Origin of the sequence: Nonomuraea rubra, assembly GCF_014207985.1 — a bacterium.
GTDB classification, from domain to species: domain Bacteria; phylum Actinomycetota; class Actinomycetes; order Streptosporangiales; family Streptosporangiaceae; genus Nonomuraea; species Nonomuraea rubra.
The window spans coordinates 8,287,966-8,300,299 of sequence record NZ_JACHMI010000001.1; the positions used below are offsets into that span (position 1 = coordinate 8,287,966).

Annotated in this window: 14 protein-coding genes; 5 read left to right on the top strand and 9 right to left on the bottom strand. The window is 73.5% G+C overall.

What is annotated here, in order from left to right:
- Positions 1-3 precede the first annotated feature (3 nt).
- Genes priA through hisD form a run of 7 tightly spaced genes read right to left on the bottom strand, consistent with a single transcriptional unit; the run spans position 4 to position 4,812 of the window.
- Positions 4-726, bottom strand: coding sequence for a bifunctional 1-(5-phosphoribosyl)-5-((5-phosphoribosylamino)methylideneamino)imidazole-4-carboxamide isomerase/phosphoribosylanthranilate isomerase PriA (priA, locus tag HD593_RS37625; RefSeq protein WP_185106669.1), 723 nt, complete (start codon positions 724-726; stop codon positions 4-6).
- Positions 727-1,056 (bottom strand): hypothetical protein, encoded by a 330-nt coding sequence (locus HD593_RS37630; RefSeq protein ID WP_185106670.1) that lies wholly within the window; start codon positions 1,054-1,056, stop codon positions 727-729. It abuts the gene before it with no gap.
- 7 nt (positions 1,057-1,063) lie between these two features.
- On the bottom strand, positions 1,064-1,702 hold the full coding sequence (hisH, locus tag HD593_RS37635; RefSeq protein WP_312903980.1) for an imidazole glycerol phosphate synthase subunit HisH: 639 nt from the start codon (positions 1,700-1,702) through the stop codon (positions 1,064-1,066).
- Positions 1,696-1,851: a hypothetical protein gene (locus HD593_RS37640; protein ID WP_185106672.1), complete on the bottom strand. Its 156-nt coding sequence runs from the start codon at positions 1,849-1,851 to the stop codon at positions 1,696-1,698. Before HD593_RS37640 ends, hisH begins: the two co-directional genes overlap by 7 nt.
- Positions 1,848-2,441 (bottom strand): imidazoleglycerol-phosphate dehydratase HisB, encoded by a 594-nt coding sequence (gene hisB / locus HD593_RS37645; protein WP_185106673.1) that lies wholly within the window; start codon positions 2,439-2,441, stop codon positions 1,848-1,850. The genes HD593_RS37640 and hisB overlap by 4 nt, the downstream gene beginning before the upstream one ends.
- Positions 2,438-3,508 (bottom strand): histidinol-phosphate transaminase, encoded by a 1,071-nt coding sequence (locus HD593_RS37650; RefSeq protein WP_185106674.1) that lies wholly within the window; start codon positions 3,506-3,508, stop codon positions 2,438-2,440. Before HD593_RS37650 ends, hisB begins: the two co-directional genes overlap by 4 nt.
- Positions 3,505-4,812, bottom strand: coding sequence for a histidinol dehydrogenase (gene hisD, locus HD593_RS37655; RefSeq protein ID WP_185106675.1), 1,308 nt, complete (start codon positions 4,810-4,812; stop codon positions 3,505-3,507). The genes HD593_RS37650 and hisD overlap by 4 nt, the downstream gene beginning before the upstream one ends.
- Positions 4,813-5,131: 319 nt before the next feature.
- Between hisD and HD593_RS37660 the strand changes: the two genes are divergently transcribed.
- The 4 genes from HD593_RS37660 to HD593_RS37675 all read left to right on the top strand — a co-directional run bounded on the left by HD593_RS37660 (position 5,132) and on the right by HD593_RS37675 (position 9,024).
- Positions 5,132-6,055, top strand: a complete 924-nt coding sequence (locus HD593_RS37660; protein ID WP_185106676.1) for a hypothetical protein — start codon at positions 5,132-5,134, stop codon at positions 6,053-6,055.
- Positions 6,056-6,106: 51 nt separating this feature from the next.
- Entirely contained in the window at positions 6,107-6,301 is a 195-nt protein-coding gene (locus HD593_RS37665; RefSeq protein ID WP_185106677.1) for a hypothetical protein, read from the top strand.
- Between the two features lie 48 nt (positions 6,302-6,349).
- Positions 6,350-7,354: a non-homologous end-joining DNA ligase gene (gene ligD, locus HD593_RS37670; protein WP_185106678.1), complete on the top strand. Its 1,005-nt coding sequence runs from the start codon at positions 6,350-6,352 to the stop codon at positions 7,352-7,354.
- An 89-nt stretch (positions 7,355-7,443) separates the two neighbouring features.
- Positions 7,444-9,024 carry a trypsin-like serine peptidase gene (locus HD593_RS37675; protein WP_185106679.1) on the top strand — a complete coding sequence of 527 codons (1,581 nt, stop codon included), beginning with the start codon at positions 7,444-7,446 and terminating at the stop codon, positions 9,022-9,024.
- A 3-nt stretch (positions 9,025-9,027) separates the two neighbouring features.
- Here the strand turns inward: HD593_RS37675 and HD593_RS37680 are convergent, their stop codons facing one another.
- Positions 9,028-10,149 (bottom strand): MFS transporter, encoded by a 1,122-nt coding sequence (locus HD593_RS37680; protein ID WP_312903982.1) that lies wholly within the window; start codon positions 10,147-10,149, stop codon positions 9,028-9,030.
- Between the two features lie 54 nt (positions 10,150-10,203).
- Between HD593_RS37680 and HD593_RS37685 the strand changes: the two genes are divergently transcribed.
- Positions 10,204-10,950 carry an AraC family transcriptional regulator gene (locus HD593_RS37685; RefSeq protein ID WP_185106680.1) on the top strand — a complete coding sequence of 249 codons (747 nt, stop codon included), beginning with the start codon at positions 10,204-10,206 and terminating at the stop codon, positions 10,948-10,950.
- Positions 10,951-10,995: 45 nt separating this feature from the next.
- Here the strand turns inward: HD593_RS37685 and HD593_RS37690 are convergent, their stop codons facing one another.
- A complete protein-coding gene (locus tag HD593_RS37690) occupies positions 10,996-12,321 on the bottom strand; it encodes an MFS transporter (protein ID WP_185106681.1) in 1,326 nt (441 codons plus the stop codon).
- Between the last annotated feature and the right edge of the window lie 13 nt (positions 12,322-12,334).

The window sequence follows — 12,334 nt, forward strand, 5'->3', positions numbered from 1 at the left end:
GAGTTACACGCGCACCGCGGAAAGCGCGTCTTCCAGCGTGAACGCGTGAGAGTACAGGGCCCTGCCCACGATCGCGCCCTCCACTCCGTCCGGGACGAGAGAAGCGAGTGCGACCAGGTCATCGAGGCTGGAAACCCCGCCGCTGGCGATGACGGGCCTGTCGGTACGGGCGCAGATCTCACGGTAGAGGCCGAGGTTGGGGCCCTGCATCATGCCGTCTCTGGTCACGTCGGTGACCACGTAGCGGGGGCAGCCGTCGGACTCCAGCCGGTCGAGCACCTCCCACAGGTCGCCGGCGTCCTCGGTCCAGCCGCGGGCGGCCAGGGTGGTGCCGCGCACGTCGAGGCCGACCGCGATCCTGTCGCCGTACTCGGCGATGACCTTCCGGCACCACTCGGGGTTCACCAGCGCGGCGGTGCCGATGTTGACCCGGCGGCAGCCGGTGGCCAGCGCGGCGGCCAGCGACTCGTCGTCGCGGATGCCGCCGGACAGCTCCACGTCGACGTCCAGCTTGCCGATCACCTCGGCGATCAGCTCGCGGTTGCCGCCCCGGCCGAACGCGGCGTCCAGGTCGACCATGTGGATCCACTCGGCGCCCGCCTCCTGCCAGGCCAGCGCGGCGGCCTGGGGCGTGCCGTGGACGGTCTCCGTCCCGGCCTCGCCCTGCGTCAGGCGCACGGCCTGGCCGTTCACGATGTCCACGGCGGGCAGCAATACGAGCGACATTCAGGTCCTCCGGTCGAAGGCGAGGGTCACGACTACGGGTGCGAGCAGCAGGGAGAGGATGAAGGCGCCGAAGCTGAGCGGGAACGAGCCCCAGACCAGCCAGACGATCACCTGCACGAGCAGGAAGCCGAGCGCCACGACCGCGTTCTGGGCGCGGTGGCGGCGGGCCAGCAGGCCGCCCTGGCGGTAGAACCGCACCGGGCGCGGGGTCAGGCGGCCGAGCAGGGCGCGGCGGCGTGCCCGGCGGGCCTGCCGCTCCTCGTTGGCCCGGATCGCGCGCGCCCGCTCGGCCTCCCGTTCGGCCCTGCGGCGCGCGCGTTCCTTGCTCACGACGGGCTCACAGCGTCCGCAGCCAGTTCCGCAAGAGGTGGGCTCCGGCGTCGCCGGACTTCTCGGGGTGGAACTGGGTGGCCATGAGCGGGCCGTTCTCCACGGCGGCCACGAACGGCACGCCGTGCTCGGCCCAGGTGACGGCGGGCTCGGCGAAGCCGTCGCCGGTGCGCAGCACCCACTCGCGCACGCCGTAGGAGTGCACGAAGTAGAAACGGGTGGCCGCGTCGAGCCCGGCGAACAGCACGCTGTCGGCGGGCGCCTTGACGGTGTTCCACCCCATGTGGGGCAGCACCGGCGCCTCCAGCCGCTCGACCGTGCCCGGCCACTCGCCGCAGCCCTCGGTCTCGACGCCGTGCTCGACGCCCTTGGCGAACAGGATCTGCATGCCGACGCAGATGCCCAGCACCGGACGGCCGCCGGACAGGCGGCGGCCGACGATCTGGTCGCCGCGCACGGCCTTGAGCCCCTTCATGCACGCCTCGAACGCGCCCACGCCCGGCACGACGAGCCCGTCGCACTCCAGCGCCGCCTCGAAGTCGGGCGTGACCGTCACCTCGGCGCCTGCCCGGGACAGGGCACGCTCGGCCGAGCGCAGGTTGCCCGAGCCGTAGTCGAGCACCACGACGTTCTTCTTGCTCACCACCACAGCACCCCCGCCGTGATCGCCATCGCCGCGCCGAGCGCGCAGACGGCCGCACCGATCTTGAGCCCCTGCTTGCCCAGGGAGAACACGCCACCGATCAGAAACAGTCCAAGGAAGACCATCACGATGGCCAGGACGTTGTCAGTCATAGCACGCCCTTGGTGCTGGGCACCCCCGTGGCCCGGGGGTCGAGCTCGGACGCCTCGCGCAGCGCCCTGGCCAGCGCCTTGAACTGGGCCTCGACGATGTGGTGGGCGTTGCGGCCGTACGGCACGTGCACGTGCAGGCAGATGGCCGCCTGCGCGACGAACGACTCCAGGATGTGGCGGGTCATCGTCGTGTCGTACTCGGGGCCGATCATCGGCGCCATGCCCTCGGGCTCGTGGTGCACGAGGTACGGGCGGCCGGACAGATCGACGGTGACCTGGGCGAGCGACTCGTCCAGCGGGCACGACGCGCTACCGAACCGCCTGATGCCCGACTTGTCGCCCAGCGCCTCGCGGAACGCCGCACCCAGCGCGAGCGCGGTGTCCTCGATCGTGTGGTGCGAGTCGATGTGCAGGTCGCCCTCGGTCTTGACGGTCAGGTCGAACAGCCCGTGCTTGCCGAGCTGGGCCAGCATGTGGTCGTAGAACCCGACCCCGGTGGCCACCTCGACCTGGCCGGTGCCGTCGAGGTTCACCTCGACCAGGACCGAGGTCTCCTTGGTGACACGCTCGATGCGACCTACGCGGCTCAAAGCACTCCTTCCAGGGCGGCGCGGAAGGCCGCCATCTCCTCGCTGGTGCCGATCGAGACACGCAGCCACTCCGGCGGGCCCACCTCGCGGATGAGCACGCCGCGCTCCAGCATCCCCTCCCACACCGAGCGGCGCTCGGGGAAACGCCCGAACAGCACGAAATTGGCGTCGGAGTCGGCCACCGCCAGGCCCTTGGACCGCAGCCACGCCACCGTGTCGTCACGCTCGCGCCGCAGCTCGTCGACGCTGCCGAGCAGCTCCTCCTGGTGCCGCAGCGCCACCCGCGCCGCCGTCTGGGTGAGCGTCGACAGGTGGTACGGCAGCCGCACCAGCAGCAGCGCCTGCACCACGGCGGGGTGCGCGGCCAGGTAACCCACCCGGGTGCCCGCCATGGCGAACGCCTTGGACATCGTACGGGTGACGATCATCCTCGGGTGCGCGGGCAGCAGGGTCAGCGCCGACGGCGTGCCCTCGCGGGCGAACTCGGCGTAGGCCTCGTCCACCACGACGATGCCGGGCGCCGCCGAGGCGATCGCCTCGATCGTGCCGAGGGGCTGCGCGGTGCCGGTCGGGTTGTTCGGGGAGGTGATGAAGACGATGTCGGGGCGGTGCTCCTCGACCGCGGCCACGGCCTTGCCCGGGTCGAGCGAGAAGTCCTCCTCGCGGCTGGCCTTGACCCACTCCGTGCTGGTGCCGCTGGTGATGATCGGGTGCATGGAGTAGGACGGCTCGAACCCCATGGCGGTGCGGCCGTGGCCGCCGAACGCCTGGAGGATCTGCTGGAGCACCTCGTTGGAGCCGTTGGCGGCCCACACCTGCTCGGTCGTCAGCCCGTGGCCGAGGTAGGCGGCCAGCTCGGCGCGCAGCTCGACGGCGTCCCTGTCGGGGTAGCGGTTGAGCTCGCCCGCCTGCTCCCCGATCGCCCTGGCCAGGTCGGCCACCAGCGCGGGCGAGGGCGGGTAGGGGTTCTCGTTGGTGTTGAGCCGGACCGGGACGTCGATCTGGGGCGCGCCGTACGGCGTCTTGCCCCTCAGGTCTTCGCGGATGGGCAGGTCGTCGAGGTTCACTCGGGCACTCGCCAGTCGAATCGGGCGCGGATCGCCGCGCCGTGTGCGGGCAGGTCTTCGGCGTCGGCCAGGACCGACACGTGGGCCGCCGCGCCGGCCAGCGCCTCGCGGCTGTAGTCGACGACGTGGATGCCGCGCAGGAACGACTGCACCGACAGGCCGCTGGAGTGGCAGGCGCAGCCGCCCGTGGGCAGCACGTGGTTGGAGCCGGCGAGGTAGTCGCCGAGCGAGACCGGCGCGTACGTGCCCACGAAGATCGCGCCCGCGTTGCGCACCCGGGCCGCGACGGCCGCCGCGTCGGCGGTGTGGATCTCCAGGTGCTCGGCGCCGTAGGCGTCGACGACCTTGAGGCCGTCGTCGATCGAGCCGACCAGCACGATGCCCGACTGCTTGCCGCTCAGCGCCTCGGTGATGCGCTCGGAGTGCTTGGTGGCCGAGACCTGGCCCGGCAGCTCCTTCTCGACGGCGTCGGCCAGCTCGGCGCTGGTCGTGACGAGCACGGCGGCGGCGATCGTGTCGTGCTCGGCCTGGCTGATCAGGTCGGCGGCGACGTGGACCGGGTCGGCCGTCTCGTCGGCCAGGATGGCGATCTCGGTCGGGCCCGCCTCGGAGTCGATGCCGATGAGGCCCTTGAGCAGCCGCTTGGCGGCCGCCACGTAGATGTTGCCGGGGCCGGTGACCATGGTGACCGGCGCGCAGTCCTCGGTGCCGTACGCGAACATGGCCACGGCCTGCGCCCCGCCCACGGAGTAGACCTCGTCGACGCCGAGCAGCGCGCACGCGGCCAGGATCGTGGGGTGCGGCAGCCCGCCGAACTCCTTCTGCGCCGGGCTGGCCACGGCCAGCGAGCCGACGCCCGCCTCCTGCGCGGGCACCACGTTCATCACCACGCTGGAGGGGTAGACCGCGCGGCCGCCGGGGACGTAGAGGCCCACGCGGTCGACCGGCACCCACCGCTCGGTCACCGTGCCGCCGGCCACGACCTGCGTGGTGACGTCGGTGCGCCGCTGGTCGCGGTGGACCAGCCTGGTCCGCCTGATCGACTCCTCCAGCGCCGCCCTGACCTTGGGGCCGAGCTCGGCGAGCGCCCTTTCCAGGGCCTCGGCGGGCACGCGGGCGGAGGCGATGTCGACACCGTCGAACCTGGCGGTCAGCTCCCGTACGGCTGCCGCCCCGCGATGGCGCACGTCGTCGCAGATGGGCCGCACCTTCTCCAGGGCGGCCTCGACGTCGAGCTCGGCGTGGGGCAGCACGTCGCGCAGGTCCTCGGGCAGAGAACCGCGCATGTCAATACGGGAAATCACCCTGACAGTCTACGGAGTCCGGGCCCTGAATCTGGTTCTGTCCACGATCCGGACATGTCGGCCTCCGTACAGCAGGAAGGCCGCGGGGCGGGCGCTCGCCGACGCGCGCCCCGCGGCCTCCGACACCCCGGACCGGGCCTGCCGGGGCGGGAGCCGTGGCCGTCACGGGGGCACGGCCACGGCAGGGAAAGGCTCAGGGGGTCACCTCTGCCCGGGACGCGCGGCTTCTAACGCTTCAAGCCAAGAAAAACTTAGTGTAACCAGAAAATAACGTTACGTCGCCTTTACGGCAGGGAACGAATCGTAGAGGGGCCGTCTCATGCACCACAACAGCACCGGCGCGGGCACACACCACCGGGGCGTGGCGGTCTGCACCTCCCGCCGGCACGCCGCCGCCCTGCACCAGGTCGAGGACGTGGAGTCCGACGCGGTGGCCGGCATCCCGCTCGTCCGCCCGGGGATCGACCCGGGATACACGATCCCCGCGCACGTCGCCGCCGCCGGCGTGCCGCGCGGCGCGCAGTGGAAGACGGTCCCCGGGGTGGAGCCGTGCGAGGAGCAGTGGGCCGAGGTGAAGCAGGTCTGCCCCGAGTGCTTCGACGACGCCGAGCGGGAGCGCGGCATCACGATCATCGACCACCGTACCGGTCACGCCACCGCCAGGCTCGTGCTCGACCATTTCGAGGAGCTCATCTCCCGCTATGCCGGGCACCTGGCGTTCGGCGGCTGCCTGGCGGCCCGCTACCCGTGGCGGGCCGCCACCGCCGTCGTCGAGGGCGGCGCGCGGCTGCGCTACTCCGTCGGCAGCGAGATCCGCAAGGCCGTCACCGCGTCCGGCGGGTGGGCGGTCGGCGGCACGGTCGACATCGCCGTGCCCGGGCACGGCCGGTTCACCGGCAGCTACACGCACGGCGTGGGCAACACCAGCCCGTGGCCCAGCTCCGACACCGTCCACTCCCACCTGCTCGTCGAGCCGGGCGAGCGCGGCCGGATCGACGTCTACGGCATCGGCGGCGTCTACACCGGCCTCCTCTACCTCGCCATGACCGGCTTCCCCGAGCACGACGAGAGCGGCGCCCGCTGCTTCGACCTCGGCGGCCACCACGTCTGGACGACGAGCGGCTACCTGTGCTTCCCGCTGAAGGACGCGTTCGTGAAATCGCCCGACGCACCCGCCGCCGTGCTGCGCCTGCGGCGCACCTGGCCGGACGACGCCCCCGAACCGGGCCCGGCCTTCCCGTGACGGGCGCTTTCATTACCTGTCCATTATGTCGGGGCACATACCCTTACCGGCATGGGACAGTGGCGCGGCCCCGGCGGCATCCTCGTGGAGGCGATCATCATGGACGATCGCCCGCTGCTGCGTGTCTCCCACCACGTCAACGGCCGCACCTACCTGCGCGGGTACTGCGCCACGGTCGCCGATCTCGGCGAGCACGGCGTGGACCTGGCCGAACTGGTGGAAGACAGGCCACTTGACCATCTGTAGACCCCTGTCCACCACTGTCGATCAAGCGGACGGGGTACGGCATGCACCATGGTGCGGCTGCCGGCCTACGCCCCGATGCTGGCCCAGCTCGGGACGCTGACCTCCGTTCAGGGTGACGACTGGGCCGTGGAGATGAAGTGGGACGGCGTGCGCGCCCTCGCCTACGTCGAGGACGGCGCCGTCCGCCTGATGTCGCGCAACGGCAAGGACATCACCGCCGCCTACCCCGAGCTGCAGCTCATGGCCGGCGCCACCGGCGGGCACGCGGCCGTGCTCGACGGCGAGGTGGTGGCCTTCGACGAGGCCGGACGGCCCAGCTTCGAGGCGCTGCAGCCCCGGATGCACCAGCGCAACCCGGCGGCCGTGGCGGAGCTGACCAGGGCGGTGCCGGTGACGTACATGGCGTTCGACATCCTGCACCTCGACGACGCGAGCACGGTCTCGCGGCCGTACACCGGCCGGCGCGAGCTGCTGGAGGGCACGTTGCGGCCCGGGTACCGGTGGCAGGTGCCCGTCTGGTTCGCCGACCACGCCTCGCGGGCCTTCGACTCCTCGCGGCAGCTCGGGCTCGAAGGGGTGGTGTGCAAGCGGACGAGCTCGCCGTACCGGCCCGGGCGGCGCAGCGGCGAGTGGACCAAGGTCAAGAACGTCAGCGCGGTCGAGGTCGTCATCGGCGGCTGGAAACCCGGCAGCGGGCGGCGGTCGGGGATGATCGGGTCGCTGCTGCTCGGCGCGTACGACCCGCGCGGCCGGCTGCTGTACGTCGGCCACGTCGGCACCGGCTTCACCGAGGCCGTGCTGCGCGACCTGCGGGAGCGGCTGGCGCCCCTGGAGCGGGCCGAGCCGCCGTTCGACGAGGTGGTGCCGCGCGAGCACGCCCGCGACGCGCGCTGGGTGGAGCCCCGGGTGGTCGGTGAGGTGCAGTACGCCGAGGTCACCGGCGACGGGCGGCTGCGGCATCCGTCCTGGCGGGGGCTGCGGCCCGATCGCGAGCCGCACGAGGCGACCACGGCCGAGTTGCCGCGCGGGCAGGGGGACGCCGCCGCGGGCTGATTTACCCGACACACACCCCCGGACAACACTTCGTCACCTTATGGTGACTTAAAGTGATCACAAGGTCATCGAACCGTTCGGGGGACACGGTGCAGAGAACTCTCGTCACCACGCTGACCACACTGACCACGCTGGCCGGCGGCACGATCGCGCTGCCCGCGGCGGCCGACCAGCCGCCCGCCGCGCCCGCCGTACAGACGCCGTCCGATGGCCGGACCGTGCGGGCCGCCCAGCACGACCACTCGTGGGGGGCGGTGGCGTCGCCGCTGATGCGGCCCGGCCGCGCGGTGCGGTACTGGACCGCGGACAAGCAGGCCAGGGCCAAGGCCGCCGACCTGCCGACCAGCGTGCCGACCACGGGTGCGGAAACCGCCACGGGCTCGGGGGCGGAGGCGAGCGAGGACGCCGACGACAGCGGCGGGGCCGCGGAACGGCGGCTGAGCGTGCCCTCGGGCAAACGCATCACGCCCGGCGGCGACAGCAACGGGTACGCCCGGGTGCACCGCCCGTACACGGGCGCGCCGGCCAGCCGGATCACCGGCCGCCTGTTCTTCGTCAACGCGGCGGGCAACGGTGACTCCTGCAGCGCCTCGGTGGTCCGCTCGGCCTCCAGGCTGCTCGTCGTCACCGCCGCCCACTGCGTGTACGGCGTCCCGGCGGGCTCGGCCACCGGCCGCTGGCACACCAGCTTCGCGTTCGTGCCCGCCTACGACGGCCGGGGGGCCACCGTCCGGCAGCGCGAGCCGTACGGGCGCTGGGGCGGGCGGCGGGCGTGGAAGCCCGACGGCTACACCGGGACGCCCGGCGGCGACTGGAACTCGATCTACGACATCGCCCTCATCGAGGTCGGCCGGCGCGACGGCACCCTTCAGGACGCCGTGGGCGCCTTCACCCCGCTCCTCAACCACGGCGGCAGGCACACGATCGCCACCACCGGCTACCCCGGCCTGCTCGGCAGGAAGCCGTACGACGGCAGGGACCAGCTCTGGTGCCTGGCCAGGACCAGGCAGGCGCTCGGGATCGCCCACGCGGATACCATGCACGACACGGCGCACGACACCATGCGCGCCGCCCGCACGGCGGCGGGCACCGCGTCGAAGGCGGGGCGGCTGGAGACGGTCAACTGCCACCTGTTCAAGGGGCACAGCGGCGGGCCGTGGGTGGTCAAGGGCACCGGCGACCTGGTCGGCGTGCTGTCGGCGGGCAAGGAGGACGGCGAGTCCGAGGGCAACTCGGTCGCCAACGCGATCAACCTCGAAGGCTACGGCGCGATCGTCAAGCGGGCCGACCCGCGCGGGACGTACGACGCGCTGTCCGTCAGCCTGTCGGGCCCCGGGCGGCCGGTCAGGCGCGGCGGCACCGCCACGGTGACGGCGACCGTCACCATGCGCGGGCTGATGGCCGCCGCCCAGGTGCCCGTCACGCTCACCCTGCCGTCCGGCACGGCCCTGGCCTCGATCAGCGGCGCCACGTGCAAGAGCGCCGAGCGCGAGGCCGCCTGCACGATCGGCACCATCCATCCGGGCAGGCCGGTACGGCTGCACGCGCGCGTCCGCGTGGCCCGCGACGCGCCGGACCGGCTGCCTCTCGTGGCGCGCGTCACCTCCACCCGGCTGGACCCGACGCAGCGCGACAACACCAGCGTCCTGCGGCTCCCGGCCGCCGGTTAGCGGTCAGGCGGCCGCCGGGGCGGGTTCCCTGATCGTGCGGGCCATGAGCAGCGCGAGCACGGGGAACACGATCAGGCACGCCAGCGCCGTACGCAGCGAGGACGCCTCGGCCACCGCGCCCACCAGCGGGCTGGCCAGGCCGCCCACGCTGACCGCCAGCCCCAGGGTGACGCCGCCGGCCGTGCCCACCCTGGTCGGCAGGAAGTCCTGGCCGAGCGTCACGTGCAGGGAGAACGGGGCGTACAGGGCGATGGAGGAGGCGGCGACGAACACGTACGCGGCCGGGCCCGGCACCAGCACCACACCGGCGACGGCGGGCACGGCCAGCGCGTACGCCAGCCGCATCGTCCGCACCCTGCCCAGGCGCGCCGCCATCCTGCCGCCCACCACGGTGCCCACCGCCCCGCCCGCGAACAGCACGAACAGCGCCACCGCCCCGGCCGCCCCGCCGCCCATGTAGAGGGCCACGAAGGCGCTCAGGCCGACGTACACCACCGAGCGGAAGACGATCACCAGCGTGAGCCGGGCGAACGACGGCCAGTCGTCCCGGCCGGACACGGTCCCGGCGGCCCGCGCCGCCCTGGTGCCCCCGGCCAGCGCCCTGATCGCCGGCAGCGTCACGATCGCGCCCAGCACGGCGGGCAGCACGAGGAACGGCGAGGCGCCCAGGCCCCACCCCGCCAGCAGCGGCGTCACCAGCACGGGCGCCGACGCGAAGCCCAGCGTCCCGCCCGTGGAGAACCAGCTCATCCGTACGTGGCTGCCCTCGCTGGCGATCCTGGCCAGGCGCGCGGACTCCGGATGGTAGGCGGCCACCCCGAGCCCGGACAGGGCCGCGGCCAGCCAGGTCAGCACGTACGAGTCGGACACGCCGCAGATGGCCACCCCCGTTCCCGCCAGGATCATGCTCGCCGGGATCAGCCACGGCATGCGCCACCTGTCCGTCAGCACGCCGAAGAGCGGCTGCACGATGGACGACAGCAGCGTGGCGGCCAGCACGATGCCGGAGACGGCGACGTACCCGTATCCGCGCCCGGCCACCAGGAACGGCACGAGGGCGGGGACCGCGCCCTGGTAGAAGTCCACGGTGGCGTGACCGGCGGCGAGCATGGGGATCCTGTTCACGCCTCCGATCCTTTCCCGGGGGCGGATGGCTCGCTTCCGATAAAATGCCAATCCATGATGGAAATCCGCCATCTGTCCGAGGCGCCCACCGGCCGCCGTCCCCTCGCGCCGGGCGCGGGCATCGACGCCCACCGTCACGACACCCACCAGATCGCGTACGCCTGCCGCGGCGTCATCTCCGTCACCACCGATGCCGGCACCTGGGTGGCCCCCGCGAACCGGGCCCTGTGGGTGCCCGCCGGGACCGTCCACGAGCACCGCGCGCACGGCGACACGGACCTGCGCCTGGTCGGCCTCACGGAGAACCCGCTCGGGCTCGGCCGCCCCGCGGTCCTGGCGGTCGGCCCGCTGCTCCGCGAACTGATCATCACCTACACCGGCGACCCTCCCGACGGCCGAAGCGACGACGAGCGGGAGCGGCTGCTGGCGGTGCTGCTCGACCAGCTCAGGCACGCCCCCGAGCAGCCGCTCCACCTGCCCACCGCCAGGGACCCGCGCCTGGCCGCCGTCTGCGCCGCCCTGCACCGCGACCCCGCCGACAACAGCACCCTGGCCCGGTTCGCCGCCAGGGCCGGGACCAGCGACCGCACGCTGGCCCGCCTCTTCCGGGCCGAGCTGGGCATGACATTCCCCCAGTGGCGCACCCAGCTCCGCCTCCACCACGCCCTCCTCCTGCTCGCCGACGGCAGCCCGGTGACGGCCGTGGCGCACCGGTGCGGGTGGGCGTCGGCGAGCGCGTTCATCGACGTGTTCAGGCGTGCCTTCGGCTACACACCCGGCCGCCTCCGCCCGACGCCCTGACCCCGCCAGATCGCAGCAGCGGCGCAACGGCGGTCCGGCGCCGGCCTAGCGGGCGCCAGGCGCGGCGGTGGCGGGCACGCCGTTGGCCTCCGGCGGGAGCACCCGTTCCAGGGCGAGCGCCAGGCCGCAGAGCGCCAGGCAGCCGGCGGCCATCAGCCCCACGTACCAGGCGCCCAGGTCGAGGCCGAGGAGCAGGCCGGCGACCGCGGGCGCGGCGATGGCGCCGCCGTTGAACGCCGCCGCGTTGACCGCGTTGTACCGGCCCCGGTCGTGGTCGGTCGCCAGGTCGTTGGTGACCGCGGGAACCGTCGGCTGCAGCAGGGTCTCACCGAAGGCGAACACCGCCATGAACGCCAGCAGCCCAGCGGTGGCAACGGCGGCCCCTGCACCCGGCCCCGCACCCGGCGGCAGGTCGCCCGCCCCCAGCGCCGAGAGGCCGAGCAGCACCCACGCACCGGCCCAGGCGCCGCCCATCACCAGCATGGCCCGCGTCCGGCGACGTCCGCCGATGGCCGACAGCACCGGCAGTTGCAGGACGACGATCATCACGGTGTTGACCGCGAACGCCAGGCCGATCGCCCCGGTGGAGACGCCGGCGACCTCCCGCGCGAAACTCGGGATCCCCACCTGGAACTGCCCGTGACCCGCGAGAACGCCGATGAAGGTGACGGCGGCGAGCCTCCGCGCGGCGGGCTGCCGGAGAACGGCGCGGTACCCGGCCTCCCTGGGCCCCGGCGCCGGGTCCCGCCCGGCCCCCGGCGCCGCTCCCCGCCCGGCCCGCCCTCGCAGCCGCCGCAGCGGCAACAGGAGCACGGCCATCGCGACCAGCGCGGTCGCGGCCTCGGCGAGGTAGACCGCGGCGAACGTGGCGGGCGCCTCGACGTCGACGAACAGCCCGCCGGCGACGCCTCCCGCGCCGATGCCCAGGTTCATGAGGGCGAAGTGCACGCCGAAGAAGCGCTGCCGCACGTCCCCGTCCGCGACGGCGGCGATCATCGTGTTGAACGCCGGGAGCGCCGCCCCGAACGTCAGGCCGATCAGGGTGAGCGCCGCCCCCGCCGTCCAGGGGCCGGCGGCGAACGCCAGCAGCGCGCAGCCGGCCGCCATCGCGCCCTGGCCGCCGAGCAGGACGCCGCGGGCGCCGTACCGATCCACCAGCCGGCCGGTCGGGACGGTGGCGGCGAACCCCGCGACCGCCACGAGCGCCATCAGCGCACCGGCCACCCCGAGGTCGAACCCCCGCACCTCGCGCAGGTAGATGATCGTGAAGGGCAGTGTCAGGCCCCGGCCGAGCGTCTGCGCGGCGACGACGGCGAGCAGCCACCGCCCCTCGGCGGGCAGCCCTGACCAGAACGAGCGGAGCCAGGCCACGCCATGCCTCCTT